This window comes from Mesorhizobium sp. M0496 (genome assembly GCF_040321205.1).
Classification (GTDB): Bacteria; Pseudomonadota; Alphaproteobacteria; order Rhizobiales; family Rhizobiaceae; genus Mesorhizobium.
The window spans coordinates 1-26,234 of sequence record NZ_JAMYRC010000061.1 but is presented as its reverse complement, the minus strand read 5'-3'; the positions used below and the strand labels follow the sequence as shown (position 1 = coordinate 26,234).

Below are 26,234 nucleotides of genomic sequence, written 5' to 3'. Positions count from 1 at the left end.
GGCTCAATTTCTGAGCGTTGCCCGTTTTCCCTGCAGGAAGCGGCGCACCGCCGGGTCGCGTTCGAGGCCGATCGCCCGGTCATAGGCCTCGGTTGCCTGTGGCACCTGACCGAGCCTGGCCAGGAGACCGGCGCGGGCTGCCCAATAGGGCTGATAGTCATCAAGCCGCTTGTCGTCGCCCAGCACGTAAAGGGCCGCCAATCCCGCCACGGCGCCCTCGGCCTCGGCAATCGCCACCGCACGGTTGATCGCCACCACCGGCGATCCCGCGATCGAAAGCAGCGCGTCGTAGAGTTCGCGGATCGCCACCCAGTCGGTGCGGCCGGTCAGCCGCCGTGCCGCATGTGCGGACTGCACGGCCGCCTCAAGCTGGTAGCGGCCGATGATGCCCTTGGTGGCGGCGCGGCGGAGCAGGGATTCCGCTTCGTCGACCAAAGCGCCATCCCACAGCGTATGGTCCTGCTCGGCCAGCGGCACATAATCCCCGGCCGCATCGCGCCGTGCCGCGCGCCGCGCATCGGCAAACAGCATCAGCGACAGCAGACCCAGCGCCTCGGGCTCTTCCGGCATCAGCGAGGCCACCAGGCGGCCGAGCCAGATGCCTTCGGTCGCCAGATTGCGGCGGCGCGTTTCGGTGCCCGCCGGATCGGACCAGCCTTCGGCGAAGACCGCGTAAATCGCTTCCAGCACCGCATCCAGCCGTTCGCCGAGTTCGGCCCGCTCCGGCACGCGGAACGGAATGCCGGTTTCACGGATGCGGGTCTTGGCGCGCACCAGGCGCTGGCCCATGGTTGCGGGCGAGACCAGGAAGGCAGAGGCGATCGTTGCCGCGTCAAACCCGAGCACAGTCTGCAAAATGAGCGGCGAACGCACGTTCGATTCGATCGCCGGATGGGCGCAAGCAAACATCAGCCGCAGCCTTTCGTCGGGCAGGTCTTCGTCGGTCATGTGCGCCTCCGCCTCCTCGGCAATCAGCTTGAGATGCTCGCGGCCGGCCTCGCTGGTCCGCCGCCGCCGCACCGCATCGACGCGGCGCCGCCTTGCCACCGCCAGCAGCCAAGCTTCCGGTTTCTTGGGTACGCCGGTTTGAGGCCATCGCTCGAGTGCGGCGGCGAAGGCATCGGCCAGCGCGTCCTCGGCGCCGGCCACGTCGCGCGTGCGCGCCGCGAGCCAGGCGACAAGCTTGCCGTAGCTTTGCCGGGCGGCGACTTCCGCTGCCGCCCGCGCGATCTCCGGGCCATTCTCCATCACATGGTCTGTTCCCAGATCGGCCGGAGCTCGACCGTGCCGACGCTGGCAGCGGGGCAGCGCGCCGCCCAGGCGATAGCGGCATCGGCGTCCTCAGCCTCGATCATGTAGAAACCGGCGAGCTGCTCCTTAGTGTCGGCATAGGGGCCGTCGAGTACGTTGGTCTTGCCGTTGGCCATCCGCACCGAAGTGGCGGCCTGGGTCGGCTTCAGCCGGTCGCCGGCCAGCCAGGCGCCGGATTTCTTCAACGCCTCGGTATAGGCGCCATAGGCTGCGCTGATCTCGTAGGTCTTGTCGGTCGGCGCGGCCGCCATCGCGGCTTCGTTGACGTAGATCAAAAGCATGTATCGCATGGTCTTCTCCCGTTTTCTCGAAGGCCGCTTCGTTGCGAGCCGGACGTATGTCGTGCGGCAGCACGCGATTTCGACAGGCCGCTCAAAAAACTTTCGGCTTCACCACCAAGTTTCGCAAGGACCAGATCTCACCTTGCCTGCCGGACGACAGCCGGCGCCGCTCTGGCAGCGGTTCCTCGCAGCACTATCCTCTGTCGTGGACGGGCGGATCATGCGAGCGACAGGAGAAAGAAAATGGAACTCGTGACCCACAAGAAATTCAAGAACGGCCGGTTGATGCCGTGGGGAAAGGGCACGGTCGTCAGCGGCGCGAAAGGTACCGTCTATCTCTGTGGAAACACCGCGACATCGGACGACTACGATCCGGCCAGCAAGAAGGGCGGCGGCTTCGCCGGCGATGCAGCAGCGCAGTGGCGCGCCGTTCTCGGCAACATCAAGTCGGACCTGGAGGAGCTCGGCAGCGGATTGGATCATCTCATCAGGCTGACCTTCTTCGTCAGAGGTCCATTTCCCGATGGCGGCGTTCTCAGCTCTCCTAATTTTCGCCTCGACGTGCTGGACGCGTTCTTTGTCGAGCATTGTCCGAAGCATTGCAGTTATAACAATCCACCACCCTCGGAGGTGATCGGCGTTGCGGCGCTCGCGCAGGCAGACATCGTCATTGAAATCGTTGCTGTCGCGGCGCTGCCGGATTGATGATGGACACGAGCCGCAGCGCCTGGCGCTCGGGTTTTGCGCGCCTCAGCCGTTCGTCTAATGGCTGCAATTGCGGGTTGGCATTTGCCGTCTGCCGTCTAAACTCGCGCTGCTCATGCCGAGGAGGGCAGTGCGGCGCCACTATTTCAGGGAGGAGATCAGATGTTCCATTTCAGAACGAAATTTGTTGCAGCTGGCGCAATGGCGCTGTCACTCGGCTTCGGCGCGATGCCGGCAGGAGCGCAGGAATTCATCAACGTGCTGACCGGCGGCACGTCCGGCGTCTATTATCCGCTCGGCGTGGCATTGTCTGAAATCTACGGCAAGGGCATCGAAGGCGCCCGTACCCAGGTGCAGGCGACCAAGGCTTCGGTCGAAAACCTCAATCTGCTGCAGCAGGGCAAGGGCGAGATCGCCTTTGCACTCGGCGATTCCGTCAAGCTGGCGGCCGAAGGCAATACCGAGGCCGGATATCCAGGCAAGCTCGACAAACTCCGCGGCATTGCCGCCATCTATCCCAATTACATCCAGATCGTCGCCAGCCAGGAATCCGGCATCAAGACGCTGGCCGACCTCAAGGGCAAGAGCCTCTCGGTCGGCGCGCCGGCATCCGGCACCGAACTCAACGCGCGCACCATCTTCGCCGCCGCCGGGCTGAAATACGAGGATCTCGGAAGGGTCGAATATCTGCCTTTCGCCGAATCGGTCGAACTGATCAAGAACCGCCAGCTCGACGCCACGCTGCAATCGGCCGGGCTCGGCGTCGCCTCGATCCGCGACCTCGCCACTTCCGTGCCGATCAACGTCGTTGCGGTTCCGGCGGAAGACGTCGCCAAGATCGGCGCGCCCTATCTTTCGGTGGTCATTCCCAAGGGCACCTATGAGGGCCAGAGCGAGGATGTCGCGACCGCCGCCGTCGGCAATTTCCTCATCACCCGCGCCGATGTTTCCGATGAGACCGCCTATCAGATGACCAAGCTGCTGTTCGAGCATCTCGACCAGCTGGCCGCGGCGCATGCCGCCGCCAAGGCGATCGACCCGGCCAAGGCACTCGACGGCATGCCGGTGCCGCTGCATCCGGGTGCTGAGAAGTATTACAAGGAGAAAGGGCTGCTGAGGTAGGCGCTTGGCAATCCGACATGTCTTCGCCAGGCGCCCCCCTCTGCCCTGCCGGGCATCTCCCCCTCAAGGAGGGAGATTGGCCGTCGCGATGTCTTTTGCCAATCGCTGACGTTGCAAAACGAGCGCCGGCATCAGTGTATCCGATCTCCCCCCTTGAGGGGGAGATGCCCCGCAGGGCAGAGGGGGGCGCCTCGCACTATTCGCTCCTTTTGGAGATCGTCGGATGAGCGAAGCAACGACAACCGACGGCAAATCCGCCACCTTCCATCTCCCCGTCGTGGAAGAGCAAATCGAAGGGCTGCCGCCGGGCTTCGGCGACGGCATTGCCGGCAAGGCCGCCTTTTTCATCGCCGTCGCTTTCTCCGTGTTCCAGATTTATGTCGCCGCCTATGGCAGCATTCCAAGCCAGGTGGTGCGCGCCATGCATGTCGGCTTCCTGCTGCTGCTCGGTTTCGGCCTGATCGCCAACCTGCGCGCCAAAAGCGTGACGGCGAAAGCCGCGTTCTGGACGCTCGGTGTGCTCGGCTTGGGCACAGGCCTGTACAATTGGGTGTTCTATGCCGATCTCATCCGCCGCTCCGGCTTCCTGACCACGCCGGACCTGATCGTCGGCGCCGTGCTGGTGGTGCTGGTCTTCGAGGCCGCGCGGCGGCTGATGGGGCTGCCGCTGGCGGTCATCGCCTTAATCTTCCTCGCCTATTGCTTCGTCGGCAACCATCTGCCGCCGCCCTTCATCCATCGCGGCTATGACTTCGCCCAGCTCGTCGACACCTTCGCCTATGGCACCGAAGGCATATACGGAACGCCGATCTATGTTTCGGCCGCCTACATCTTCATCTTCGTCGTCTTCGCTGCCTTTCTGGAACGCGCCGGCATGATCGCGCTGTTCAACGATTTCGCGCTCGGTCTTGTCGGCACCTGGCGCGGCGGCCCGGCGCAGGTCTGCGTGCTGTCGTCGGCGCTGATGGGTACCATTTCCGGCTCGGGCGTGGCCAATGTGGTGGCCAGCGGCCAGTTCACGATCCCGCTGATGAAGCGCTTCGGCTTCCGCGCGGCTTTCGCCGGCGCCGTCGAGGCAACCTCCTCGATGGGCGGCCAGATCATGCCGCCGGTGATGGGCGCGGTCGCCTTCATCATGGCCGAAACGCTGAACGTGCCTTATGCCGAAGTGGTCAAGGCGGCGATCATCCCGGCGCTGCTCTATTTCGGCGCCTGTTTCTGGCAGGTGCATCTGGAAGCCGGCAAGGCCGGCCTGCATGGCATGGCCAAGGCGGACCTGCCCAACCCGTGGGACGCGGTGAAACAACACTGGCCGCTGGTGCTGCCGCTCGCAGCCCTCATCTATCTTTTGTTCGCCGGCTACACGCCGATCTTCGCCGGCACGATGGGCCTGGCGCTGACCATCGTGCTCATCCTCGGTACGCCACTGGCGGCGGCGATCGGGCCGCTCGCCTTCCGTGTCGTCTTCTGGCTGGCCCTCGGGCTCGCCGCCGCCTCGTTCATGAAGTTCGGCGTCAACCTCCTTGGCCTTGTCATCGCCGCGCTGATTGTCGCCTGCTTCACCTTCAGGGGCGGGCGCGAGACGCTGCAAATCTGCGTGGATTCGCTCGCTGAAGGCGCCAAGAACGCGCTGCCGGTCGGCATCGCCTGCGCCATCGTCGGCATCGTCATCGGCACGCTGACGCTGACCGGCATCGCCTCGACTTTCATCGGCTGGATCATCTCGATCGGCGAGGACAATCTGTTCCTGTCGCTGGTGCTGACCATGGTCACTTGCCTGGTGCTCGGCATGGGCATCCCGACCATTCCCAACTACATCATCACCTCGTCGCTGGCCGGGCCGGCGCTGCTGTCGCTCGGCGTGCCGCTGCTGGTCAGCCACATGTTCGTCTTCTATTTCGGCATCATGGCCGACCTGACGCCACCGGTGGCACTGGCCGCATTTGCCGCCGCACCGATGGCCAAGGAAAGCGGCCTCAAGATCGGCATCCAGGCGACCAAGCTTGCCATTGCCGGCTTCTTGGTGCCGTTCATGGCGGTCTACACGCCGGCGCTGATGCTGCAGGATGCCGGGCCGATCGCCGCCCAGTTCGGCTATCCGGTCGAGGTCGTCTACATCGTCGCCAAGGCGTGCATGGGCATCGTGCTGTGGGGTGCCGCCGCCGTCGGTTTTCTGGCCCGCCGCATGGCGTTGTGGGAACGGCTGCTGGCCTTCGCCGCCGGCGTGCTGCTGGTCGCCGCGGTGCCGCTTACCGACGAGGCTGGCTGGGCGCTGTCACTTGCCTGGATCGGCTGGCATTGCTGGCGGGTGCGGGAGGCCACCGCATGAGCCTGTGCATCCTAGCCACCGGCAAAACGGTGACGCTCGCCGTTGCCGCCTTCACGCTATCCTGGACGCATTCGGTGGAACGGACGCGCTGGGAGGAAGACTGGAAGGTCACGCCTACCGGCCTGCAGGTGGTCGAGGCCCGGATCAAGGGTTCGGGCGCCGGCATGGAACCACCAGAAGGCGCGGTGCTGCGCGACGGCTGGTGGATCTATGCGCCTGATGTCGGCCCGCAGCGGCGCGTCGTGCTGGCCGCCTCCGGCGCGACCGGCGACGGCTGGACGCTGTGCACGGCTCAGGGCTGCCGAGAATTTGGCAAGGCGGCCGGCAGCTCCATCGTGCTGGAACCATGCGGGTCGGACGGCACGAGCCAGCCACGATAGCGCACGATCAATCCGGTGAGCGGATGGGAAATCTCGACATGGAAGCGGAAGCGGCCATTTTCGATGGTTTCGTGGGATGTGGAGCGCGGGCAGAGCCACAGGCCTCTAGTCGATCAACCGTCCCCTCAGCGCGGCGGAAGGAATGTCACAACTGTCCTTCCTGCCGAACAGGGCGTAGCGGTTCTTGGCAATGCTGACATAGAGCCAGTTGCGCAGCGGGCGCGGCAGCAACAGCAGAGCCTTCATCGCCCGCCAGGGCCAGCCGAGTTCCGCCATGACGGCAACGAAGCTATCGAGCCGCGTGAAGGCGACGCCGTCGATCAGGACGAGATTGGTTTCGTAGGAGTCCGTGCGCAGCCCGTGTTGCCTGAACAGCGCCTCGCCAAACGGCGACTGCGCGGTGGCGAAGCGGAAGCGGTTTTGGCGGTCGAGCCTGACCACCATGCGCACGAAGCCGGAGCACAGAACACAGACGCCATCGAAGACGATCAGCGGATGGCTTTTATCGAAGAGCTCATGGGGACTTGATTGGGGACGGTTGGTCAAGCGGGCCTCGGCTGCTCGTGTCCTATGACACTAAGCCAGCCGATGGCGGTATCAAAGCCGTGGCGATGTCGCACGCCGCCTGTCGGCGAGAGCGGGACGCTCGGCGCGATAGGTGGTGGCCCGGGTAGAGGTGGCGGGCCTGCAGATCCGGCTGTCGTGGCGATTCTCGAAAGCCATGATCAGTGCGCGCCCAGCGAGTTGCCGCGACGGGCGCAGGCCGGGCCGGGGCCGCGCATGTAATAGCGCTCAGGCCGATAGGTCGGCGCGACGAATTCGCGGATGGCGGCGGCATAGCCGATGAGGTGCGCGAGGAAGTTCATTTACCTAGTCCCTGTCCCGATTTTCGGATGTCCCTTCCGAATTGCGGTCATCATAGCGTCGAGGCGTGAATAGTCAGTGAACGTGATGTTAATATCTGGTCGAAAATGCCTTGCTTCGTGGCTGGAATGCGGCTGATTCGGGGTCTTTCCGTGCAGTTGGTCGGCATTGCGGCCAATGTGACTTTTGCATCACATATGTTTCGTTTGAATGTCGCGCGCGCGCGGTTCTGTTTCAATTCTTGCCGCAGCCGTGAAATTTCCGTGCTTGGCGCCTCGACGCCGCAAACCAACCTGGACATCCAATCGTCGTGCCTTCGGGGAACTGGACTGGCATCTGTCCGTTCTCATCCTCATCGGGTTCTGGAAGGGAAAAAGTCATGGCGCCGCGTCCAGCCTGGAAGGGTTATCTGAAGCTGTCGCTGGTCACCTGCGCCGTCGAGTTGACCAACGCCGTCAGCCACGCAGAGAAGGTCTCGTTTCGGGTGCTGAACCGCAAGACCGGCAACACGGTGAAGCGCATCTATGTCGATTCCGAAAGCGGCAAGCCGCTCGGTGACGGCGACGAGATCAAGGGCTATGAGGTCGACGACGGCGAATTCCTTCAAATCGAGGAGGACGAGATCGAGGCTGTGCAGATCGAAGCATCGCATACGCTGGCCCTCGATGGGTTCGTCGATAAAGCCTCGATCCAGCAGATCTATCTCGACACGCCCTACTATGTCGCGCCGGCCGACAAGGTGTCGGAAGAGGCGTTCGCCGTCATCCGCAACGCCATGGCGGGCAAGAAGATGGCGGGGCTGGCGCGCATCGTGCTCTATCAACGCGAGCGCCCTGTGGTGATCGAACCGCTCGGCACGGGCATGGTGCTGACGACGCTGCGCTACGACACCACGGTGCGCGCGCCCGACGCGGTGTTCGGCGACATCAAGGCGGTGAAGACCGATCCGGAGATGACCGATCTGGCTGAGCAGATCATCGACAAGAAGAAGGAGAAGTTCGATCCAGCGCAATTCGAGGACGAATACGAGAACGCACTGCTCGAACTGATCCGCGCCAAGAAGGCGGGCAGGAAGGCGCCGAAGGCCACGGTGGCGTCAAAACCCTCCAACGTCGTCAATCTGTTCGACGCGCTGAAGAAGAGCCTGTCGTCGGATGACGGCTCAACGAAGGCTAAACGCGCCAAGCCGAAAGCCGGCGCGCCCAAGCGCAAATCGGCCTGAGGATACGAAGCGATGGCGAGCCTCGAACAGTATCACTCCAAGCGCGATTTCAAGAAAACGGCCGAACCGGCCGGCAAGGTTTCTCGCGACAAGAAAGCCAAGGCCGGCGGTATCTTCGTCATCCACAAGCACGCCGCGACAAGGCTGCATTACGATCTTCGCCTCGAACATGCGGGCGTGCTGTGGAGCTGGGCGGTGACGCGCGGCCCGAGCCTCGACCCGCACGAGAAGCGGCTGGCCGTGCATGTCGAGGATCATCCGATCGACTATGCACCGTTCGAAGGCACAATCCCCAAGGGCGAATATGGCGGCGGTTCGGTGATCGTCTGGGACGAGGGTACCTGGACCCCCGAGATCGACCCGGCCAAGGCGATGAAGAAGGGCCATATCAGCTTCGAACTGAAGGGGCATAAGCTGCACGGCCTCTGGCATCTGGTGCGGCTGAAGCCACGCGCGGGTGAAAAGCGCGACAACTGGCTGCTGATCAAGTCGGACGATGCCGCCGCGCGTCCGGGCGAGGATATCCTCGAGGAAGCACCGGAATCGGTGAAGTCGGGCCTGACGATCGAAGAAGTCGGCGAAGGCAAGACTGCCAAAGGCCGGAAGCCAAAGGTCTGGCATTCAAACAAGCCGGTCGCCGGCAAGGCGAAGGCCGGGGGCAAGAAACTCGACTTTGTCGAGCCGCAGCTGGCCACGCTGGAGCGGGAGGCGCCGCCGGGCAAGGACTGGCTGCATGAGGTGAAGTTTGACGGTTATCGCATGCAAGCACAGATCGCCGGCACCGACGTGCGACTGCTGACCCGCACCGGCCTCGACTGGACCGAGAAGTTCGGCGGGGAGATCATCGCTGAACTCGCCGGACTGAAATGCAGCGACGCCATCATCGACGGCGAGATCGTCGTGCTGGCCGACAGCGGTGTTTCGTCCTTTGCGCTGCTGCAAGCCGATCTCTCAGCGAAGCGGACGGATCGCTTCCTCTACTATGTCTTCGACGTGATGCGCCTTGACGGCGAAGACCTGCGCGCCGAACCATTGGTCGAACGCAAGCAGGCCTTGCGGGACCTGCTCGGTAAGCAGCGGGAGGATGCAGCAGTCCGTTTCAGCGACCATTTCGCCGAACCCGGCAACATCATGCTAGAGCATGTCTGCCGAATGGGGCTCGAAGGCGTCGTCTCCAAGCGCGCCGACGCGCCCTATCGCAGTGGACGCGGCCCCACGTGGGTGAAGTCGAAATGCACGGAACGGCAGGAATTCGTCATCGGAGGGTATCTGCCGTCGGACAAGACCGGGCGCGGACTGCGCTCGATCCTCGTCGGCTTCCACGAGGGCGGCAAACTGCATTATGCCGGACGCGTCGGTACCGGCTTCTCTGGCAAGGTCGCCACCGATCTCAAGAAGAAGCTCGATGCGCTGACGGCAAAATCATCGCCCTTCGACAAGGCCGTGCCAAAGGGCAAGGGCCTTGTCTGGGTCAAGCCGGAACTTGTCGGCGAAGTGGAGTTTCGCAGCTGGACATCCGACCGTATAATACGCCACGCCTCGTTCCAGGGATTGCGCGAGGACAAGCCGGCGGAGGAAGTCGTGCAGGAAAAGCCTAAGGCGTCGACAGGCAAGGCTCCCGTGACGGCAAAGCCAGCAGGCAGTGCGGCTAGGGCTGCCGGGTCGATGACGACCACGGTCAAACTCTCCCATCCCGACAAGCTGCTGTGGCCGGACGAAAAAATATCCAAGCAGGGGCTGCTCGACCATTACGCGCAGGTGTGGCCGCGCATGAAACCGTTCGTCGTCAATCGGCCGCTCAGCCTGGTGCGGGCGCCGGACGGCGTCGGCGGCCAACGCTTCTTCCAGAAGCACGCCTCGGCCGGCATGAGCGACAAGATCGCCCGCATGAAGGACCCGACCGACGGCGAGGAGATTCTGTTCATCCGGGATTTCGACGGCGTCGCGGCGCTCGTACAATACGGTGTGGTCGAGATCCACATCTGGGGCTGCACCGTCGACGAGTTGGAAAAGCCGGACCAGATCATCTTCGACCTCGATCCCGATGAAGGCGTCGATGTGAAGGCGGTGCGCCAAGCGGCGCTCGATATCAGAGGCAAACTCGACGAGCTGTCGCTGCCGAATTTCGTCAAGACCTCAGGCGGCAAGGGCTATCATGTGCTGGTGCCGCTGAAGCCGTCGGCGGATTGGGACGCGGTGAAGACCTTCGCCCATGATTTTGCCCGCGCGCTCGAACAGGGTGCCTCCGACCGCTACACGGCGACGCTGTCGAAAAAGGCGCGCACCGGAAAGATCTTCGTCGACTATCTGCGCAATGGCAGGAGCTCGACGACGGTCGCGCCCTATTCGTCACGCGCCAAGAAGGGCGCCACCGTGTCGATGCCGGTGACCTGGGCCGAGATCGAGGCCGGGCTGGCGCCGAACGCTTTCCCGGTCGACGACAAGACGACGCTGAAGCAGCTGGCGAAAGCCGATCCGTGGGCGGATTTTTTCGAGCAGGGGAAGGTGTTGAAGCGGGGGTGATTGGAGGCGGCGACATCTTCGGATGCAGCGTTGGCCGAATGGCGGATGCAGCGATCCTTCACACCCCCTCTGTCCTGCCCCGCAAGGGGGGAGATTGGCAGCCTCGCCGTTCCGCTCACTCCTGCAACATTGGAGATTGGCGAAGGCGGTGGAGCGAATAATCTCCCTCCTTGCGGGGGAGATGGCCGGCAGGCCAGAGGGGAGTGCTGTCCCGCCGACATCGCGAAACCGGCACCGCCAACACCTCAATCCAAAAACACCCTCTCAAACGCCTGCTTGCCCGGCGGCGAGAAAATGACCGCGCGGCTGTCCTTTTCGCGGCGTGCCCATTTCTCCGAAAGGATCTTGTCGAGGATGGCAGCGCCCAGCGTGCCGGCTAGGTGCGAGCGGCGCACGCTCCAGTCGAGGCAGGCGCGACACACCGGCCGGCGCGGCTTGGTGTAGACATCGATGCCGATGGCGGCGAAATGCGATGCGGCCGCCGGCCCGAGCCTGATCTCCTTGTCGTCGCGCAGAAGAATTTTTTTGGCGACAAGACGGTCGAGCATCGCCACCGCCTGCTCGCCGGCGAGGTGATCGTAGCAGACGCGCGCCACGCGCATCGCTCCATCGCGCGGCCCCGGCCGAACGCGCTTTGGCCCAACGGCTTCCGCGACGCCGGTGATGGCTTCGATCATGCCCGCCACCTGCGGCCCGGCGAGGCCGTAATAGCGATGCCGGCCCTGGCTCGCCACGGTCAGCAGCCCGCCTTCCATCAGTTTGCCCAGATGCGAGCTGGCGGTCGGCAGCGAGACGCCGGCCTCAAGCGCCAGTTCGCTTGCCGTCAAAGCCGTGCCGCCCATCAGTGCGTTGAGCATGTTCGCCCGCGCCGGGTCACCGACCAGGCTGGCGATGCGGGCGATGTCGGGTCCTTCGCGCATAGTTCGTTCCCCATCGAAGCATTCATGTCAGATAACCACTATTCTCCGATCAGATCAAGGAGACGACAATGACCGCACGAACCGCTTCCCCCCCAGCACCGCTTCCCGGCCGTCAATCGTTCCCGTTCGTCACCTGGCTGCGCACGCGGCTGCTGGCCCGCTGGTATGACCGCCATTTGCAGCGTCTCGACCTTGCCGAGATCGACGATCATCTGCTGCGCGACCTTGGCCTGACACCGCAAGACGTGCGCCGCGAATGCGCGAAATCCTTCTGGCAGACCTAGCAGGCCGGGCAACACAATGTTTCGACGCCGCTCGAACTATCGACGCAGAAACCCAAGGAGACCACAATGACCATCACCTGCTTCATCCGCTACGAGATCGACCCGTTCGGCAAGGCGGCCTTCGAGGAGTATGCGCGCAACTGGGGCCAGGCCATTCCGCGCTGCGGCGCCGATTTGATCGGTTATTACGCACCGCATGAGGGCTCGGCGACGACCGCCTACGCCGCCTACAACATCGAGAACCTGGCGGCGTACGAAGCCTACCGGGCCCGGCTTGCCGCCGATCCCGCCGGCAAGGCAAACTACGAGTTCGCCAAGCGCGAGAGATTCATCCTGAAGGAGGACCGCATGTTCCTGAAGCACGTCTCCGGCCCGCACGCGAAACTGGTGCTGCCGTGATCGCCGTCATCTTCGAGGTCGAGCCGGCGGCGGGCAGGCGCGACGCCTATCTGAGCATCGCCGCCGACTTGCGGCCGCTGCTCGACGGCATAGACGGCTTTCTCTCCATCGAGCGCTTCCAGAGCCTGGTCGACCCGAACCGCATCCTGTCCTTGTCGTTCTGGCGCGATGAAGAGGCGGTGAAGGCCTGGCGCAACACCGAGGAACACCGGCAGGCGCAGAAAGCCGGCCGCGGCGGTATCTTTGCCGGCTACCGTCTGCGCATTGCGCATGTGGTGCGCGATTATGGGCTGACCGAGAGGGACGAGGCGCCGCAGGATAGTCGGGCAGTGAATGGGTGAGTGAAGCTGGTCACGCATTCCCGATCAACACACCCGCCGCGAACACCAGGGCGCCGCCCAGCACCACCTGGAAGGCGGCACGCAGGAAGGGCGTCTGCATGTAGCGGTTCTGGACGAAGGCAATCGCCCACAGTTCGAAGAACACCACGACTGCCGCGACACCTGTCGCCGTCCAGAAATGCGGGATGAGATAGGGCAATGCGTGGCCAAGGCCACCCGCCGACGTCATGACGCCGGTGGTGATGCCGCGTTTTATCGGCGAACCACGGCCTGACAGTTTGCCGTCGTCGGAAGCCACTTCGGTGAAGCCCATCGAAATGCCGGCGCCGATCGAGGCGGCAAGCCCGACCAGAAAGGTCTGCCAGGTGTCATGCGTGGCGAAAGCGGCGGCGAAGATCGGCGCCAGCGTCGACACCGAGCCGTCCATCAACCCGGCAAGCCCCGGCTGCACATAGGTGAGGATGAACTGGCGCTGCTCGGCGGCCGCCTCTTCGTCCTTCACTTCGCCCGGCACGTGCTTTTGCTCCAGGCGCTGCGCCAGCGTCTCATGACCCTGTTCCGCCAACGCCAGATCGTCGAGCAGTTTCCGGGTCGAGGCATCCGTAGTGCGCTTGGCTGCCTCGACGTAGAACAGATAGGCCTGCCGCTCCATCGCCTCGGCCTGGCTGCGCACATGCTCGATGCCAAGGGGTCTCACCAGCCAGTCGGGCTTGCGCTCGTAATAACCCTTCACATGTTCGCGCCGGATCAGCGGAATGCGCTCTCCGAAACGATCGCGGAAGAGCTCGATCAGCGCATCGCGATGGCCATCCTCCTCCTCGGCCATCTCCTCGAACACTTTTGCCGATTGCGGAAAGGTGTCGGCCAGTCCGTCGGCGTAGGCCCGGTAGATACGACCGTCGTCTTCCTCGGACGAAATGGCCAGCGCCAGGATTTCTTTTTCGGAGAGCGATTCGAAGGAACGGCGGCCGAAGCCGAAGACGCGGGAAAGCATGAGGAATTCACCCTAGTTTAGAATAGTTCTAAACTAGGGTTTGGCGCGCCTTCGGTCAATCGCGCGCTTGGGTCGCGGTCAAGAATTGTTGAAGCCCGCGCGCGAAGCAAGGCCTTCACTATCAGTGAATGTTCACCTATATGACTGAGCCAAGCCAGGAACAAGGAGCCCGCAGATGACGGCGACAAAGCCTCCGCACCCCTATGATCCCAAGCCCGTTCTCGATCTCATCGCCAGCATCGAGGCCGACCTGCAGCGCCTGAAAGGCCTGGTCGAACAGCAGGTCGAGAAATTCGATCCCGCCAACCCGCACAACAAAGCCCCGGACGGGAAACTGACCGAGGAAGGCGTCGAGTGCTGCTACCGCATGTTCGACGAAGGCAAGTCGCGTTATTCAGTCGCCCAGCAGATGAAGATTTCATTCGCCGCCGCCAGCCACCGGTTCAACAACTGGCGCAAGCTGGGTGGGAGCAAGAGGCAGAGGACGCTGTTGGGATGAGAGCCCGGTTCGCCGCAGGCGAATTGAAAGGTCCGGTGGACCTTTCAAAGGGCTCGAACCGGGGAGCTGCCGTAGGCAGCTGGCCCCCGGCTGAGCATTCGACCGCAGCGGAGCGAGATGTCCGGCAGGACAGGGGGGCGTGCAGCCGTGGCGTTGGCAGCCGCCCCGCCAAACTTTGTAACGGTCACATTTTTTCATTGGTGCGCTGACCGCCTTTCCGTGCACCATGGCCGGACCACATCTTTGCAGGACCCGCCATGACCACCCCTCCCGGCATTGCCGATATCCACGCCGCCGCCACGCGTCTCTCCGGCCTGATCGTCGAAACCCCCTTGATCGAATCGCAGGAGCTGAACAAGCGCTTCGGCGCCCGCATACTGTTCAAGCCGGAGACGCTGCAGCGCACCGGCTCGTTCAAATTCCGCGGCGCCTATAACAAGCTGTCGTCGCTCAGCGAAGAGGAACGCAGCGGGGGCGTCGTTGCCTTCTCGTCGGGCAACCATGCGCAAGGCGTCGCGGCATCGGCGGCGATGTTCGGCGTCAAGGCGGTCATCGCCATGCCGGCCGACGCGCCGGCGATGAAGATCGCCAATGTCCGCAAGATGGGGGCGGAAGTGGTGCCGTTCGATCGCTTTCGCGACGACCGCATGACTGTGATCCGCCCTTATCTCGAAAAGGGTATGGTGCTGGTACCGCCCTTCGACGACCCGGCCATCATTGCCGGCCAGGGCACGATCGGCCTCGAATTGATGCGCCAGGCAAAAGCGCTTGGCGTCAGCCTCGACGCGGTTGTCGTACCCTGCGGCGGTGGCGGCCTGTCGAGCGGCATTTCCGTCGCCGTCAAGGACGCCTCGCCCGCCACCGCGGTGTGGGCGGTGGAACCCGAGTATTTCGACGACACCCGACGCTCGCTGGCCGCGGGCGCCAGGGTTTCGAACGAGCCCGGCCATGCCTCGATCTGCGACGCGATCCTGACCGCCGAACCCGGCCTGATCACCTTCGAGATCAACCGCAGGAACCTTGCCGGCGGCATCGCCGTCTCCGACAAGGCGACCGCGCAGGCGATGCGCGATGCCATGGCCTATCTCAAGCTGGTGGTCGAGCCCGGCGGCTGCGTGGCGCTGGCGGCACTGTCATCGGGCGAGATCGCGCTATCCGGCAAATGCGTTGCCGTGGTGCTGTCCGGCGGCAATGTCGATTTCGGAACGTATGCCGGGATCATGGCGGCGGCGTAGGCAGGGCGACAGGCGGCGCTGAATGACCGCTGTAGCGATCCTTCACACCCCCCTCTGGCCTGCCGGCCATCTCCCCCGCAAGGGGGGAGATCGATGCCACCAATGCTTTCGCCAATTACCAGCGTTGCAGAGATGGCCGGAACGCCGAAGCTGCCAATCTCCCTCCTTGCGGGGGAGATGCCCGGCAGGGCAGAGGGGGGTGCTGACCCGCCGGCATTCAAGACTTCTGCACCGCAGAGGCGCTCGATGTCTAATCCAGCGTCCGCCTGAACCGCACCAGAGCGATGCCGGCAAACAACGCCACGAACACCACCAGCCAGCCGATCTCCGTTGCCACCGCCGGCAGTTCGGCACCTTTCAGCATAACCGCGCGGATGATGCGCAGGAAATGTGTCAGCGGCAGGATCTCGCCGAAGATTTGCGCCCAGCCCGGCATGCCGCGATAAGGGAACATGAAGCCGGACAGCATGATCGACGGCAGGAAGAAGAAGAAGGTGAGCTGCAGCGCCTGCATCTGCGTGCGGGCGATGGTCGAGATCGTATAGCCGAGCAGCACCAGCGCCAGCACGAAGATCAGCACGGCGGTCAAGAGCAGTGACATCGAGCCGGTGAAGGGGATGGCGAACAGAAGCTTCGCCGCCGCCAGCACCACGACCACCTGCACGGCGCCGACCGCCAGATAGGGCAGCACCTTGCCCAGCATGATCTCGAGCGGGCTCGACGGCATCGCCAAAAGGTTCTCCATCGTGCCACGCTCGGTCTCTCGCGTCAGTGCGATCGAGGTCATCATCACCATGGTCATCTGCAGGATGACGCCGAGCAGGCCGGGCACGATGTTGTATTGCGAGATGCCTTCGGGATTGTAGCGCCGGTGCACCACCACTTCGAGCTGGCCAAGCGCCGCCTCGGCGGCGGCCTCCTGCATGCCGCGCGCCCGAAGCAGAGCCTGGCTGGCCACGGTGCCGAGCGTCGAGATGGCACCGCTGGCGACGGCCGGGTCGGTGGCGTCGGCCTCGATCAGGATCTGCGGGCTGTCGCCGCGTTCGACACGCCGGGCGAAATCGGCGGGGATGGTAACGACGAAGGCGACATCGCCGCGCGCCATCAGGAACTCGGCCTCTTCGGCACTTCGCGCGACATGGTCGAAGCGATAATAGCCGGTGGTCTGCAGCGCCGAAACCATGGCCCGCGTGTAGGGGTCGCTGCTCGTCGCCACGAGTGCTGCCGGCAAGCTTTTGGGGTCGTTGTTGATGGCGTAGCCGAACAGCACCAGCTGCATCAGCGGCACGCCGAGCATCATGGCAAAGGTGATGCGGTCGCGCCGCATCTGGATGAATTCCTTGATCAGCAGCGCACCAAGCCGGGCGAAGGACAAGACGTTGTTCATGCCATGTTGTCCTTCGAGCCGGACATGAACTGGATGAAGACATCTTCCAGGCTGGTTTCGCCGGGCGAAACTTTCACGCCCTTGTGCTGCTTTTCGACATCGGCGAGCGCTGCTTCCAGCTTCTTCTTGTCGGAGCCGACGACATGCAGCGTCGCGCCGAACGGCGCCACCTGGTCAACGCCGGGCCGGCCCTGAAGCGCTTCGGCCACCTGGTCGAGCCGCGGACCCTGCAGAACGTACGTGGTCAGCCCAGCGTTCTTCACCACCTCGGCGACGGTGCCGGTGGCCAGCATCTTGCCATAGGAGATATAGCTGATGCGGTGGCAGCGCTCGGCCTCGTCCATGTAGTGGGTAGAGACCAGCACGGTCAGCCCGCCGCTGGCGAGGCGATGGATCTCGTCCCAGAATTCGCGCCGCGCCTTCGGATCGACGCCGGCCGTCGGCTCGTCGAGCAGCAGCAATTTCGGCTTGTGCATGATGCAGGCGGCGAGCGCCAGACGCTGCTTCCAGCCGCCCGACAAGGTGCCTGCGAGCTGGTTGCGGCGCGTGGTGAGGCCGAGGTCTTCAAGCGTCCCGGCGACATGCTCTTCGACCGGCTTCAGCCTATAGAGCCGTGCCACGAATTCGAGATTCTCGCCGATCGTCAGGTCCTCGTAGAACGAGAATTTCTGCGTCATGTAGCCGACTTCGCGTTTGATGCGCAGGCTGTCGGTGCGGATGTTGAAGCCAAGCACCGTGCCTTCGCCTTCGTCGGGCGTCAGTAGGCCGCACATGATGCGGATGGTGGTGGTCTTGCCCGAACCGTTGGGCCCGAGAAAACCGACGATCTCGCCTTCGGCGACCGTCATCGTCACATGGTCGACGACGGTCTTGTCGCCAAAACGCTTGACCAGGCCATGGACGTCGATGACGTTCATTTTGCGCTGTCCGCCAGATCGACATCGACGATCTGGCCCGGCTGCAGCGGGCCGGCATCGCCCTCGGGCCGTGCCTCGACGAGGTAGACCAGCTTCTGCCGGTTCTCCAAGGAGTAGATCACCGGCGGGGTGAATTCGGGATCGGGCGAGACGTAGCTGACCCGCGCCTTCACATCCGGGCCGCAGCCGTCGCAATGGACGCCGAGCAAGGTGCCGACCTTGACCGAGGAGAAGGCGCTCTCCGGAATGTAGACGCTAAGCTTCACCGCGCCGTCGGGCAGGATCGAAATGACAGGCGCGGTCGGACCTGATGTGTCGCCCGGATTGCGGATGACATCGTTGACGCGGCCTGGCGAGGGCGCTGCCAGCACGCGCTTCGACAGCCGCCACTGCGCCTGCTCCAAGGTCGCCTGCGCCTGCTTGACCTGATTGTCGGCGGCCTTGATTGTTTCGGGCCGCGCCGGCAGGCCGCCGACGGCGAGATTGGCACTGGCCTGGCCGACCTGCGCATTGGCCGTCTCCAGCGTCGCCGACGCAGTGTCGAAATCGGCCTGCGTGCCGGCGCCGCGCTTGAACAGATCGGCGGCGCGGTCGAATTTGCGCTTGGCATCGGCGGCCTGGGCACTGGCCATGTCGAGCTCGGCCTTCAGCACCGCGATCTCTTCCGGCCGTTTGCCGATCTGCAGGTCGGCCAACTGCGCCTGCGCCTGGGCAAGCCCGGCCTCGGCCTGCGCCACCGCGATCTTCATATCGGCACTTTCCAGCGTCACCACGGTCGCGCCGGGCGCCACACGGTCGCCGCGTTTCACGGTGACGGTCTCGACCTGCGCCACCTCGATCGGCGCCAGCAGCACATAGTCGCCCTCGACATAGCCGACGGCCAGCGGGGCAGCCGGGGCACAGGCCGAGAAGAGCTGCGCGGCGAGCGGCAGCGAACACAGAAAGCTCATGGTCTTTGCCCCTTCATCCTTGCCTCTTCCTGGCAGCCAGTATGGCCTTGAGATTGCCCGATGTGGCCGCCACCACCTTGGCGGCCTCGGCGGCGCCGATGTCGTGCCAGCCCATGCGGCGCATCACCGCCTCGCGGCCGATGCGGAAATAGATGACCTGGCCGATCAGCGTGAACACGGTGAGCCTTGTGGCCTCGCTTTCGGCCGGCTCGCCTGTCGCCTGTTCCCAGAGCTGGCACATCCGGCGATGCGTCGGCTCGAAGACGCCGTCATAGATGCGGTCGAGGGCCGCCGTCGGATGCGAAAGCTCGCGCAGCAGGAACTGCACGATCTCGCCGGCCTGCGGACTTGCCACGACAAAGCCGACCATCCGCTCCAGCGCCGCGAAGAGTTGGGCCTGCGCCGCCTCGGGACTGCCCCGCGCGGTTGCCTGCATATTGCCGAGCGCCTGGCCGGCAACCGTCTGGACGGTTTCGACGATAAAGTCGGCGGCGGCGGTGCGAAGACCCTCCTTGCCGCCGAAATGATAGGCGATCGAACCGATATTGGCGTGCGCCTCCGCGGCAATCTCGCGCGTCGAGGTGCCGTCAAAACCCTTTCGGCCGAATAGTTTCAGCGCCGCCCGCACAAGAGCCGCACGCGTCATCTCGGTCGGCTCGCGACGAGGGCTTTGGGGGTCGGGCGACTTTGCCATGAGCGGTATTTAATCAATCGATTGATTAAAGTCAACCCGTGAGCGCCAACTTGTGTACGCCATTGTCTTGCCATGGACGGCGGCAACCGCTTTAGTGCGCGGCCATGGGCAAGGAAATCGAACGCAAATTCCTGGTCTCCAGCACCGCATGGCTAGAACTGGCCGAGGCGGATATCCGCATCCAGCAGTTCTATCTCGCCGCCGGCCCCGGGCGCACGGTGCGCGTGCGCATCAGCGATGGCACTTCCGCCAAGCTGACGCTGAAATTCGGCAGCAAGGCGCGCGAGCGCGACGAATTCGAATATTCGATCCCGCTGTCGGAGGCGGTGGAGATGCTGGATTTCGCCATCGGACGTGTCATCGAGAAGACACGTCACCATGTTAGGCATCGCGGCTATCTCTATGAAGTCGATGTTTTTGGCGGGTCGCTTGCGGGACTTGTGGTCGCCGAACTCGAGACGCCGGAGGACGTGCCGGACGAAATGCTGCCTGACTGGCTCGGCCGTGAAGTCACCGGTGAGCAGAAATTCTACAACGCGTCGCTCGCCCTCGGGGGGATACCGGAGATCGCCGCATGAGCTTTCGCATCGATCCGCGCCTGCCGCTGACCGGCGAGGTCAGGCGTATCCTTGCCGAGGAAATCGGCAAGGCGCTGCATCATCTTGATGCCGCGCGTAGCCGGCCGGAGCAGGCGCTGCACAAATGCCGCAAGCGGCTGAAGAACGCGCGTGCCCTGCTGCGTCTCGTTCGTTCCGGTGACGAAACATTCTGCGAGACCGAAAACCAGTGCTACCGCAACGTGGCGGCTCTGCTTGCCGGCCCGCGCGAAGCGACGGCGTTGATCGAGACCATCGACCGGCTGGCGGCAAGCTTTCCCAAAGAGAGCGCCGACGATCGGTTGGGCGCGGTGCGCGACAGGCTGATCGCCCACCAGCATGAAATGCATGAGGGCAGCGGGCTCGAAGCGGCGATCGGTGCCGCAGCGGCCGCTTGCGAGGACGGCCTCAAGCGGATCGAAAGCCTTGCCTTGCCCGATCAGCCGGAACAGGCCGCCGACGTGCTAGCCGAAGGCGCCCGCATCACCTTGCGCCGTGCTAGGAAGGCACTCGACAAAGCAGGATCGCGCGGCGAAGCCAATGATTTCCACGATCTGCGCAAGGCGGCCAAGACCCACGGCATGCATCTGTCGCTGCTCGGCAGGCTGTGGCCGACGCCGATCAAGGCCCGGCGCAAGGCCGTCGACGAACTGGGCGAGCGGCTGGGCGACCTGCACGACGTGCTGGTGATGCGCGCTTTGCTCGAGGCCGATGACCGCCCGCTCGGACCGCCCGAGGACACGAAGCTCCTGGGCAAGCTTTTGAAGCGGTCGGAGAAGCAGCTGAAAAAGAGCTGTCTGGCCGAGGCGGCCGAACTGTTCGGCGACAGCCCCAAACGCTCGGCGAAAAAGCTAGCCCGCAAGGCGCGCGACGATCTGGCTCCTCCGCCGGAAGACGCAGGTGCCGCGGCTGGCTGACCGACGTGCGGCTGGCGCCCAGCCGCCCGCCTATGCTAATCGCCATAGGACATGACCGAGCCCGGCGACACGCTTCTGGATCGACTTGGCCGCTGGCTTGCCGGCCGGCTGCAGGAAGAATCTTCCGGCTACGAGCCCTATACGCCGTCCGATGCCGAGACGCTGCGCCGCACGCTTGAGCCCGGCGACATCCTGCTGATTGAGGGCAACCAGAAGATCTCGGCGGCGATCAAGTACCTGACCCAGTCGACCTGGTCGCATGCGGCCTTCTATGTGGGCGACGCGCTGGCCGAACCGGACGACGGAACGGAGCGGCGACGGCTGATCGAGGTGACGATCGGCGAAGGCTGCATCGCCGTGCCGTTGTCGCGCTATCGCACCTACAACACCCGCATCTGCCGGGCGAGCGGGCTGGCCCCGGAGGACCGTGACAAGGTCGTCGCCTTCATGGTCAGCAAACTCGGCCTGAAATACGACCTCAAGAACATTTTCGACATGCTGCGGTTTTTCTTCCCGACGCCGCCGGTGCCGGTGCGCTGGCGGCGCCGCATGCTGGCCTTCGGCTCCGGCGACCCGACACGGGCGATCTGCTCGACGCTGATCGCCGAGGCCTATGGCCAGATCCGCTATCCGATCCTTCCCGAGATCACCCGTGCGCCCGGCCGCGCTTCGGCGCAGTCGAATTATTCGCGCAAGGAAATCCTGCACATCCGCCACCACTCGCTCTACACGCCGCGCGATTTCGACCTGTCGCCCTATTTCCGCATCGTCAAACCGACGCTGGAATATGGTTTCGACTACCGGCAGATGGTCTGGGACGACAAGGCAAGCACAGACGCCGCAGCCGCAAAGGCTGGCGCAATCGCCTCAGACACGTGATGGCCCCTATGGCGCGGCCTACCGCTATCCAGCCGAGGTGCAGGCGTTTCACATGGCGGCCTTATCACGCCGAAACCGCAATAGCATCCTGGTTTTCGGCTCCGTGTTCGACCCAGACATGGACCGGTTCGTCCCGGCCGCGGATGCTCACCGGTCCATGATCGCGCGCATTCAACTGTGTCGTGGGCGATTCCGCCTTCGCGGCCTCAATTAGTCGTGACCCAAAGCAAATATTCGCCTGAAGCTCACGGCAGAGCGACTGCAAACGGCTGGCGACGTTGACGGTGTCGCCCACCACCGCGAAGGACAGATTGCGCTCACTGCCGACCGCGCCGATGACCACTGCGCCATATTGTGCACCGATCCGAACGTCCAGCGGCGGGTATCCCCTGGACACCCGCTGTACATTCCAGTCTTCGAGAGCGGCGACCATCGCTTCAGCACACTGGATGGCCCGAGTCGCGTCGTCATGGCTGGCTTGCGGAACCCCGAATGTCGCCATGATGCAATCGCCGATATAGTTGTCGACGGTGCCACGGTGGTCGAAAACGACCTGTTCCATGCGACGGTGGAACTGACGCAGAAGTTCGAACACTGCTTCGGCCGGATGATCCTCGGAATAGTGTGTGAAGCCGACGATGTCGGCGAACAGCACCGCGATATCCTGCCGGCGGACCGGGCCGAAGGGCTCGTCATCGGTGGCGAGCTGGTCGACGACATTGGGCGAAAAGTGCCGGGCGAGATTGGCGCGGGCGCGCTCTGCCTTGACATAGTCTTCCGACAGATGTCGGGAACGATAGACGACCAGCGCCATGATCGCGCCGATAATCAGCACAACCAAGACGTTGGTCGCCTGCGCAAATGTATCGACGAAATTGGGGTTGAGATAAAGGTTCAGTCGCTCTGTCATCGGCAGGGAATAGAGGTTCGTCGCCGGAATGACGGTTCCCGGATGAGAAATCACCCATCCCACCCCGATCGCCCATGTCAAGGCCGCGAGCGCGCCGAGATAGAGCGCCAATCGTGTCGAAAGGGTCAGCGCGCCGAGGCATACGAAAATCAGCAGGAATTTGAAGCTGCCCTCGCGCAGTTGCATCGCGGCCGGCGCGACCTCCAGGGAAAACGGGTTGGGCGTTACCAGCAGAACGGTCAACAGAATGATGTCCAGCGTACCGACGAGGTAACCGATCCACCATCGCGCCGTGCGACGGCGCGCAAAGAGAAACTGGATCAGGCCGACGAGCTGGAACAGCACGAGGCCCGCCAGCACGAAGAGCAGCGAAGCATCCCAGTGGCTGATCAATGAAAGGAAGCAGGAGATCACAGCGAGCGATGCCGTACGGGCCCAGAACTGCAATGCAGCACCCTGGCGTTCTGCGCGCGCTCGCAAATTTTTCAGGCGCGAATAGCGGCGAAGTTCAAGTGTTGGCGCGGTCGGCATAGGATCACTTCGATTTCACGGGGCACGCATTCGGCAAACCCGACCTCTACAGCCTGGCAAATCAGTGCGCGAACTCTATCATGAATGTGATTTCATTTCTGAACCGCGGCTGCAAAGAGCAAAAATGTCCGGACAAAAGATCATGGTGAAAACCGAAGCAGGACAGGCGGAGGCTTCCCTGTTCAGGTCACCAAAAACCGCAGCGCCCGGTGTCATTCTCTACATGGATGCGTTCAGCCCGCGGCCGGCGCTGGGCGCAATGGCGGAATGACTGGCTGCAGAGGGCTATACCGTGTTGGTGCCGGATCTGTTCTATCCCAGCGTGCCCTATCCTGCTCGGGATGATTGGCCGTATCAGGCCGGTAGCGGGCGGCGTCCCTTTGCGGGAGCGGCGGGCCGATCGAACGCGCCGGCATCTCGCGGATGCGGCCGGATCGGCATGATCGCCGGAAATGGCGTTGCACCAAAGGCAAACGTCCATTTGTAGCCGACCAGCCCGTCTTCTGGTGTGGTGTGCTGGTCGTGATGGGCCAGCAGTTTGGCGCGATCGGCGAGGTCCTGCGCCTCGCGCCGCACCATCTCCGCCGTCTCCGGCCGCATCCGCCTGCTAAAGCTGACGAAGGTCGCTTCGTTCTCGATATGGGTGATGGCCCAGCCGATGAAGTTCTTGTTGGTCATCTCGAACAGCGGCCGCAGTGGCCCCTCGAAATTCCACTGAATCGGCGTCTCGACCAGCAATCTCGCCGACAGACCCCGGCCGAGCGCGATCAGGCCGAGCTCCTCCAGATCGCGCAGATAAAGGAACATCGAGGCCTCGCTCAGGCCTTGCGAGCGCATGATGCCCTCGGGCGTGAATTTTTCCGACAGCATGACGAAGATGAACAGCAGTGCCGGCCGGCCGGCGAGCTTGCGCTCGATCTCCGGCGCGATGTGGTTGACCGGCCCCGGACCCCTGTTCATCGAGCCAAGCACGTTTTCGAGCTCGACCCCGGCGGCAGCGCAGATCTCCATCAGCCGGTCGAGCTTGCAGTTGCGCTCGTGGAAGATGCGCTTCACCGTCGGTTCGGAAACGCCCATGCGTTCGGCAAGTTCGCGGTAGGTGACGCCCTTCGCCTTGAGCGTCCGCTTCAGCGCGTCGAAGATCAGGCCGTTCATGGAATGCACCTCTTGCCGGCGGTTTCGTATCGACTTTCGATACTAGTACTAATCGGCCTTTCGCAAAAGTATCGAAAATCATAGCTCTCCGCCGTCATCACAGGAGACAGCCATGAACAGCTTCACCATTTCAGCGTTTCTCGTCACGATCGGCATCGCGGCGGCGCCCGCCGCCGAGGCCAGCGAACTCTGGCGCGCCACGGGCCTCGAGCAGCCGGAATCGGCCCTGTTCGACGCCGACAACAACCGCATCATTGTCTCCAACATCGTCGGCAATCCCGGCGAGGCCGACGGCAACGGTTATCTCAGCGTGCTGTCCTTGGACGGCAAGACGGTCACCCAACACTGGACCGACGGCATGGACGCACCCAAGGGCATGACAATATCGGGCGGCAAGCTCTATGTCGCCGACATCACCAAGGTTCGCGTCGTCGATCTCGCCAGCGGCAAACTCGTCGCCAGCGTTGCGGTGCCGAACACCGTCTTCCTGAACGACGTGACATCGGACCGATCAGGCATGGTCTATGTCACCGACATGCTGGCCGACACGATCTACCGCATCGACGGCGACCGGCCAGAGCTGTTCGTCAAGGACGAAATGCTCGCTTCGCCCAACGGCATCTTCGCCGAAGGCGACCGGCTGATCGTGGCGTCCTGGGGCAAGGGCATCAAGTCCGATTTCAGCACGGCGGAGCCGGGCGGTCTGCTGTCGGTCGATATCGCCACAAAGGCGGTTTCGCCCTTGCCGGGCGCGCAGAAATTCGCCGACCTCGACGGCGTCATTGCCATCGGCGATACCATCTACGCCACCGCCTACATGACCGGCACGCTCTATCGCTATCATGCCGGCGGCGCGCCGGAAGCGGTGGCGCATTTCAAGCCGGGCAGCGCCGATATCGGCACCGACGGCAAGTCGGTCCTCTATGTGCCGCTGATGAACGAGGGCGAGGTTGCGGCGCTGAAGCTCGACTGAGAGCCATAATCGGCGCCTCAGAACCTATCTTCGACACGTTCGCCAACAGCCGTGACATGGACTGTCGTTCGTCGGCGACAAACGCCAACTCGACCTCGTATCGTGGCTAATAAACGACGTCCCCCCGATCGGCCCACCTTGTGCCAAAGGAGCAGCTTACACGCGCAGCATGTAACTCAACGTGGGAGAAGTAGAGAGATCTTGGCACGAGGTGCGAAAAAACAACGCAAGTACAGCTGATTGGTTACGGCGTAGGCATTCTCGCAGATATGGTATTGGTCGTCCGGGGATTCCTGTACACGGTCCCGTGGGATGATAAAATTATGCGGCAAGTAAATGTAACCACCGTCGACCCTTAACCGCACCGAAGAGCGAGGTATGGCGCGGCAATCAGACCCGCCGCAACACTTGAATTTCATCTGCGGATCAATCTTGTCTTCGTACCAATCGTGGGCGCTAGCGGCCGTTGCCGCAGCGATACACATTGCCGTGAAGATGAACCTCCGCATGGCATTCCTCAGGTATCTGGCAGGCGCTGCTCCTTCGGGCGTCTATGTATATTAGCCTCCCATTAAAAATACCATTGGCCTTCGACTGACCAACGCAGTTCCAGCAAGCGACGCTTGCAAGTGAAGATCGCAAAGTGTGGAAACGAACATTCGAAAGCCGCTCGTGCGAAAAGCCGCTGCGCTCCAGGAGCGGACAGCTTGCGCACAGATTCCAGCGTCTTGTTTGGGCCGGAGAACGAACCCGCTGCGCGGGAAGGCGCCTGCGGTTGAGGTAGGGATCAAGAACCGGTCGTCGCGCTCGCGTTGAGCGTCGTTCGGCTGGAGCAGAGCATGGCGGGCTTCTTCAACAAGGAGCCTGACCATGCACCATCCTATTCTCGATGCCCGGATCAGCCCGCTGCGCCAGC

29 protein-coding genes are annotated in these 26,234 nt (G+C 63.5%); 16 read left to right on the top strand and 13 right to left on the bottom strand.

Annotation, left to right across the window (positions count from 1 at the left end; genetic code table 11):
- Nucleotides 1–3: 3 nt before the first annotated feature.
- Both NKI73_RS30950 and NKI73_RS30945 read right to left on the bottom strand, forming a co-directional pair.
- On the bottom strand, nucleotides 4–1,248 hold the full coding sequence (locus NKI73_RS30950) for an RNA polymerase sigma factor (RefSeq protein WP_352635558.1): 1,245 nt from the start codon (nucleotides 1,246–1,248) through the stop codon (nucleotides 4–6).
- Nucleotides 1,248–1,601, bottom strand: a complete 354-nt coding sequence (locus NKI73_RS30945; RefSeq protein ID WP_352635538.1) for a YciI family protein — start codon at nucleotides 1,599–1,601, stop codon at nucleotides 1,248–1,250. The genes NKI73_RS30950 and NKI73_RS30945 overlap by 1 nt, the downstream gene beginning before the upstream one ends.
- A gap of 234 nt (nucleotides 1,602–1,835) precedes the next feature.
- Between NKI73_RS30945 and NKI73_RS30940 the strand changes: the two genes are divergently transcribed.
- The 4 genes from NKI73_RS30940 (at nucleotide 1,836) to NKI73_RS30925 (ending at nucleotide 6,128) form a co-directional block, all read left to right on the top strand.
- Nucleotides 1,836–2,297 carry a RidA family protein gene (locus tag NKI73_RS30940; RefSeq protein ID WP_352635536.1) on the top strand — a complete coding sequence of 154 codons (462 nt, stop codon included), beginning with the start codon at nucleotides 1,836–1,838 and terminating at the stop codon, nucleotides 2,295–2,297.
- A gap of 162 nt (nucleotides 2,298–2,459) precedes the next feature.
- Nucleotides 2,460–3,419 carry a TAXI family TRAP transporter solute-binding subunit gene (locus tag NKI73_RS30935; protein ID WP_352635534.1) on the top strand — a complete coding sequence of 320 codons (960 nt, stop codon included), beginning with the start codon at nucleotides 2,460–2,462 and terminating at the stop codon, nucleotides 3,417–3,419.
- 223 nt (nucleotides 3,420–3,642) lie between these two features.
- Nucleotides 3,643–5,748, top strand: a complete 2,106-nt coding sequence (locus tag NKI73_RS30930) for a TRAP transporter permease (protein ID WP_352635532.1) — start codon at nucleotides 3,643–3,645, stop codon at nucleotides 5,746–5,748.
- Nucleotides 5,745–6,128, top strand: a complete 384-nt coding sequence (locus NKI73_RS30925; RefSeq protein ID WP_352635530.1) for a DUF1850 domain-containing protein — start codon at nucleotides 5,745–5,747, stop codon at nucleotides 6,126–6,128. The genes NKI73_RS30930 and NKI73_RS30925 overlap by 4 nt, the downstream gene beginning before the upstream one ends.
- On the opposite strand, the gene NKI73_RS30920 is transcribed toward NKI73_RS30925, so the two are convergent.
- The 3 genes from NKI73_RS30920 to NKI73_RS30910 all read right to left on the bottom strand — a co-directional run bounded on the left by NKI73_RS30920 (nucleotide 6,041) and on the right by NKI73_RS30910 (nucleotide 6,994).
- Nucleotides 6,041–6,229: a DUF4166 domain-containing protein gene (locus NKI73_RS30920; protein ID WP_352635556.1), complete on the bottom strand. Its 189-nt coding sequence runs from the start codon at nucleotides 6,227–6,229 to the stop codon at nucleotides 6,041–6,043. The genes NKI73_RS30925 and NKI73_RS30920 overlap by 88 nt on opposite strands.
- 4 nt (nucleotides 6,230–6,233) lie before the next feature.
- Complete coding sequence (locus NKI73_RS30915) at nucleotides 6,234–6,674, bottom strand: thiol-disulfide oxidoreductase DCC family protein (protein ID WP_352635528.1); 441 nt, start codon at nucleotides 6,672–6,674, stop codon at nucleotides 6,234–6,236.
- 179 nt (nucleotides 6,675–6,853) lie between these two features.
- Nucleotides 6,854–6,994, bottom strand: a complete 141-nt coding sequence (locus tag NKI73_RS30910) for a hypothetical protein (protein WP_013528645.1) — start codon at nucleotides 6,992–6,994, stop codon at nucleotides 6,854–6,856.
- A gap of 377 nt (nucleotides 6,995–7,371) precedes the next feature.
- Here NKI73_RS30910 and ku point away from each other — a divergent pair, with 377 nt between their 5' ends.
- Together ku and ligD are read left to right on the top strand one after the other, a co-directional pair.
- A complete protein-coding gene (ku, locus tag NKI73_RS30905) occupies nucleotides 7,372–8,214 on the top strand; it encodes a non-homologous end joining protein Ku (RefSeq protein ID WP_352635526.1) in 843 nt (280 codons plus the stop codon).
- A 12-nt stretch (nucleotides 8,215–8,226) separates the two neighbouring features.
- Entirely contained in the window at nucleotides 8,227–10,737 is a 2,511-nt protein-coding gene (ligD, locus tag NKI73_RS30900; protein ID WP_352635525.1) for a DNA ligase D, read from the top strand.
- Between the two features lie 245 nt (nucleotides 10,738–10,982).
- Here the strand turns inward: ligD and NKI73_RS30895 are convergent, their stop codons facing one another.
- Nucleotides 10,983–11,657 carry an ArsR/SmtB family transcription factor gene (locus NKI73_RS30895; RefSeq protein WP_352635523.1) on the bottom strand — a complete coding sequence of 225 codons (675 nt, stop codon included), beginning with the start codon at nucleotides 11,655–11,657 and terminating at the stop codon, nucleotides 10,983–10,985.
- A 68-nt stretch (nucleotides 11,658–11,725) separates the two neighbouring features.
- Between NKI73_RS30895 and NKI73_RS30890 the strand changes: the two genes are divergently transcribed.
- The 3 genes from NKI73_RS30890 (at nucleotide 11,726) to NKI73_RS30880 (ending at nucleotide 12,681) form a co-directional block, all read left to right on the top strand.
- Entirely contained in the window at nucleotides 11,726–11,941 is a 216-nt protein-coding gene (locus NKI73_RS30890) for a DUF1127 domain-containing protein (RefSeq protein WP_352635521.1), read from the top strand.
- A 66-nt stretch (nucleotides 11,942–12,007) separates the two neighbouring features.
- Nucleotides 12,008–12,340, top strand: coding sequence for an NIPSNAP family protein (locus tag NKI73_RS30885; RefSeq protein WP_019862263.1), 333 nt, complete (start codon nucleotides 12,008–12,010; stop codon nucleotides 12,338–12,340).
- The gene (locus tag NKI73_RS30880; protein WP_352635519.1) at nucleotides 12,337–12,681 is read left to right on the top strand and encodes an antibiotic biosynthesis monooxygenase family protein; all 345 of its coding nucleotides are present in this window, start codon (nucleotides 12,337–12,339) and stop codon (nucleotides 12,679–12,681) included. The genes NKI73_RS30885 and NKI73_RS30880 overlap by 4 nt, the downstream gene beginning before the upstream one ends.
- Before the next feature lie 10 nt (nucleotides 12,682–12,691).
- Here NKI73_RS30880 and mbfA read toward each other — a convergent pair whose 3' ends face one another.
- Complete coding sequence (mbfA, locus tag NKI73_RS30875; protein ID WP_352635517.1) at nucleotides 12,692–13,675, bottom strand: iron exporter MbfA; 984 nt, start codon at nucleotides 13,673–13,675, stop codon at nucleotides 12,692–12,694.
- Between the two features lie 175 nt (nucleotides 13,676–13,850).
- Between mbfA and NKI73_RS30870 the strand changes: the two genes are divergently transcribed.
- Together NKI73_RS30870 and NKI73_RS30865 are read left to right on the top strand one after the other, a co-directional pair.
- Entirely contained in the window at nucleotides 13,851–14,174 is a 324-nt protein-coding gene (locus NKI73_RS30870; protein ID WP_352635515.1) for a hypothetical protein, read from the top strand.
- A 257-nt stretch (nucleotides 14,175–14,431) separates the two neighbouring features.
- Nucleotides 14,432–15,409 carry a threonine/serine dehydratase family protein gene (locus NKI73_RS30865; RefSeq protein ID WP_352635513.1) on the top strand — a complete coding sequence of 326 codons (978 nt, stop codon included), beginning with the start codon at nucleotides 14,432–14,434 and terminating at the stop codon, nucleotides 15,407–15,409.
- 250 nt (nucleotides 15,410–15,659) lie between these two features.
- Here NKI73_RS30865 and NKI73_RS30860 read toward each other — a convergent pair whose 3' ends face one another.
- From NKI73_RS30860 to NKI73_RS30845, 4 genes are read right to left on the bottom strand one after another with little or no spacing between them, the layout of a single operon-like run.
- Nucleotides 15,660–16,796 carry an ABC transporter permease gene (locus NKI73_RS30860; RefSeq protein ID WP_352635512.1) on the bottom strand — a complete coding sequence of 379 codons (1,137 nt, stop codon included), beginning with the start codon at nucleotides 16,794–16,796 and terminating at the stop codon, nucleotides 15,660–15,662.
- Nucleotides 16,793–17,713 (bottom strand): ABC transporter ATP-binding protein, encoded by a 921-nt coding sequence (locus NKI73_RS30855; RefSeq protein ID WP_352635510.1) that lies wholly within the window; start codon nucleotides 17,711–17,713, stop codon nucleotides 16,793–16,795. Before NKI73_RS30855 ends, NKI73_RS30860 begins: the two co-directional genes overlap by 4 nt.
- Nucleotides 17,710–18,663: an HlyD family secretion protein gene (locus NKI73_RS30850; protein WP_352635508.1), complete on the bottom strand. Its 954-nt coding sequence runs from the start codon at nucleotides 18,661–18,663 to the stop codon at nucleotides 17,710–17,712. Before NKI73_RS30850 ends, NKI73_RS30855 begins: the two co-directional genes overlap by 4 nt.
- A 13-nt stretch (nucleotides 18,664–18,676) precedes the next feature.
- Complete coding sequence (locus NKI73_RS30845; protein ID WP_352635506.1) at nucleotides 18,677–19,357, bottom strand: CerR family C-terminal domain-containing protein; 681 nt, start codon at nucleotides 19,355–19,357, stop codon at nucleotides 18,677–18,679.
- 104 nt (nucleotides 19,358–19,461) lie between these two features.
- On the opposite strand from NKI73_RS30845, the gene NKI73_RS30840 reads away from it, so the two are divergent.
- The 3 genes from NKI73_RS30840 to NKI73_RS30830 are packed head-to-tail and all read left to right on the top strand — an operon-like array spanning nucleotide 19,462 to nucleotide 21,749.
- Nucleotides 19,462–19,935, top strand: coding sequence for a CYTH domain-containing protein (locus NKI73_RS30840; RefSeq protein WP_352635504.1), 474 nt, complete (start codon nucleotides 19,462–19,464; stop codon nucleotides 19,933–19,935).
- Nucleotides 19,932–20,870, top strand: a complete 939-nt coding sequence (locus NKI73_RS30835) for a CHAD domain-containing protein (protein WP_352635502.1) — start codon at nucleotides 19,932–19,934, stop codon at nucleotides 20,868–20,870. The genes NKI73_RS30840 and NKI73_RS30835 overlap by 4 nt, the downstream gene beginning before the upstream one ends.
- Before the next feature lie 51 nt (nucleotides 20,871–20,921).
- Nucleotides 20,922–21,749: a YiiX/YebB-like N1pC/P60 family cysteine hydrolase gene (locus tag NKI73_RS30830; protein ID WP_352635500.1), complete on the top strand. Its 828-nt coding sequence runs from the start codon at nucleotides 20,922–20,924 to the stop codon at nucleotides 21,747–21,749.
- 64 nt (nucleotides 21,750–21,813) lie between these two features.
- On the opposite strand, the gene NKI73_RS30825 is transcribed toward NKI73_RS30830, so the two are convergent.
- Nucleotides 21,814–23,019 (bottom strand): adenylate/guanylate cyclase domain-containing protein, encoded by a 1,206-nt coding sequence (locus NKI73_RS30825; protein WP_352635498.1) that lies wholly within the window; start codon nucleotides 23,017–23,019, stop codon nucleotides 21,814–21,816.
- A 235-nt stretch (nucleotides 23,020–23,254) separates the two neighbouring features.
- Between NKI73_RS30825 and NKI73_RS30820 the strand changes: the two genes are divergently transcribed.
- On the top strand, nucleotides 23,255–23,461 hold the full coding sequence (locus tag NKI73_RS30820; protein WP_352635496.1) for a hypothetical protein: 207 nt from the start codon (nucleotides 23,255–23,257) through the stop codon (nucleotides 23,459–23,461).
- An 83-nt stretch (nucleotides 23,462–23,544) separates the two neighbouring features.
- On the opposite strand, the gene NKI73_RS30815 is transcribed toward NKI73_RS30820, so the two are convergent.
- A complete protein-coding gene (locus NKI73_RS30815) occupies nucleotides 23,545–24,345 on the bottom strand; it encodes a helix-turn-helix domain-containing protein (protein ID WP_352635495.1) in 801 nt (266 codons plus the stop codon).
- Between the two features lie 112 nt (nucleotides 24,346–24,457).
- Between NKI73_RS30815 and NKI73_RS30810 the strand changes: the two genes are divergently transcribed.
- Nucleotides 24,458–25,318 (top strand): SMP-30/gluconolactonase/LRE family protein, encoded by an 861-nt coding sequence (locus NKI73_RS30810; RefSeq protein WP_352635494.1) that lies wholly within the window; start codon nucleotides 24,458–24,460, stop codon nucleotides 25,316–25,318.
- Nucleotides 25,319–26,234 lie beyond the last annotated feature (916 nt).

Excerpts from the sequence above, each read along its gene's own strand:
- NKI73_RS30950 (WP_352635558.1), bottom strand. The coding sequence starts at position 1,248 with ATGGAGAATGGCCCGGAGATCGCGCGGGCGGCAGCGGAAGTCGCCGCC.
- NKI73_RS30945 (WP_352635538.1), bottom strand. The coding sequence starts at position 1,601 with ATGCGATACATGCTTTTGATCTACGTCAACGAAGCCGCGATGGCGGCC.
- NKI73_RS30940 (WP_352635536.1), top strand. The coding sequence starts at position 1,836 with ATGGAACTCGTGACCCACAAGAAATTCAAGAACGGCCGGTTGATGCCG.
- NKI73_RS30935 (WP_352635534.1), top strand. The coding sequence starts at position 2,460 with ATGTTCCATTTCAGAACGAAATTTGTTGCAGCTGGCGCAATGGCGCTG.
- NKI73_RS30930 (WP_352635532.1), top strand. The coding sequence starts at position 3,643 with ATGAGCGAAGCAACGACAACCGACGGCAAATCCGCCACCTTCCATCTC.
- NKI73_RS30925 (WP_352635530.1), top strand. The coding sequence starts at position 5,745 with ATGAGCCTGTGCATCCTAGCCACCGGCAAAACGGTGACGCTCGCCGTT.
- NKI73_RS30910 (WP_013528645.1), bottom strand. The coding sequence starts at position 6,994 with ATGAACTTCCTCGCGCACCTCATCGGCTATGCCGCCGCCATCCGCGAA.
- ku (WP_352635526.1), top strand. The coding sequence starts at position 7,372 with ATGGCGCCGCGTCCAGCCTGGAAGGGTTATCTGAAGCTGTCGCTGGTC.
- ligD (WP_352635525.1), top strand. The coding sequence starts at position 8,227 with ATGGCGAGCCTCGAACAGTATCACTCCAAGCGCGATTTCAAGAAAACG.
- NKI73_RS30895 (WP_352635523.1), bottom strand. The coding sequence starts at position 11,657 with ATGCGCGAAGGACCCGACATCGCCCGCATCGCCAGCCTGGTCGGTGAC.
- NKI73_RS30890 (WP_352635521.1), top strand. The coding sequence starts at position 11,726 with ATGACCGCACGAACCGCTTCCCCCCCAGCACCGCTTCCCGGCCGTCAA.
- NKI73_RS30885 (WP_019862263.1), top strand. The coding sequence starts at position 12,008 with ATGACCATCACCTGCTTCATCCGCTACGAGATCGACCCGTTCGGCAAG.
- mbfA (WP_352635517.1), bottom strand. The coding sequence starts at position 13,675 with ATGCTTTCCCGCGTCTTCGGCTTCGGCCGCCGTTCCTTCGAATCGCTC.
- NKI73_RS30870 (WP_352635515.1), top strand. The coding sequence starts at position 13,851 with ATGACGGCGACAAAGCCTCCGCACCCCTATGATCCCAAGCCCGTTCTC.
- NKI73_RS30865 (WP_352635513.1), top strand. The coding sequence starts at position 14,432 with ATGACCACCCCTCCCGGCATTGCCGATATCCACGCCGCCGCCACGCGT.
- NKI73_RS30860 (WP_352635512.1), bottom strand. The coding sequence starts at position 16,796 with ATGAACAACGTCTTGTCCTTCGCCCGGCTTGGTGCGCTGCTGATCAAG.
- NKI73_RS30855 (WP_352635510.1), bottom strand. The coding sequence starts at position 17,713 with ATGAACGTCATCGACGTCCATGGCCTGGTCAAGCGTTTTGGCGACAAG.
- NKI73_RS30850 (WP_352635508.1), bottom strand. The coding sequence starts at position 18,663 with ATGAGCTTTCTGTGTTCGCTGCCGCTCGCCGCGCAGCTCTTCTCGGCC.
- NKI73_RS30845 (WP_352635506.1), bottom strand. The coding sequence starts at position 19,357 with ATGGCAAAGTCGCCCGACCCCCAAAGCCCTCGTCGCGAGCCGACCGAG.
- NKI73_RS30840 (WP_352635504.1), top strand. The coding sequence starts at position 19,462 with ATGGGCAAGGAAATCGAACGCAAATTCCTGGTCTCCAGCACCGCATGG.
- NKI73_RS30835 (WP_352635502.1), top strand. The coding sequence starts at position 19,932 with ATGAGCTTTCGCATCGATCCGCGCCTGCCGCTGACCGGCGAGGTCAGG.
- NKI73_RS30830 (WP_352635500.1), top strand. The coding sequence starts at position 20,922 with ATGACCGAGCCCGGCGACACGCTTCTGGATCGACTTGGCCGCTGGCTT.
- NKI73_RS30815 (WP_352635495.1), bottom strand. The coding sequence starts at position 24,345 with ATGAACGGCCTGATCTTCGACGCGCTGAAGCGGACGCTCAAGGCGAAG.
- NKI73_RS30810 (WP_352635494.1), top strand. The coding sequence starts at position 24,458 with ATGAACAGCTTCACCATTTCAGCGTTTCTCGTCACGATCGGCATCGCG.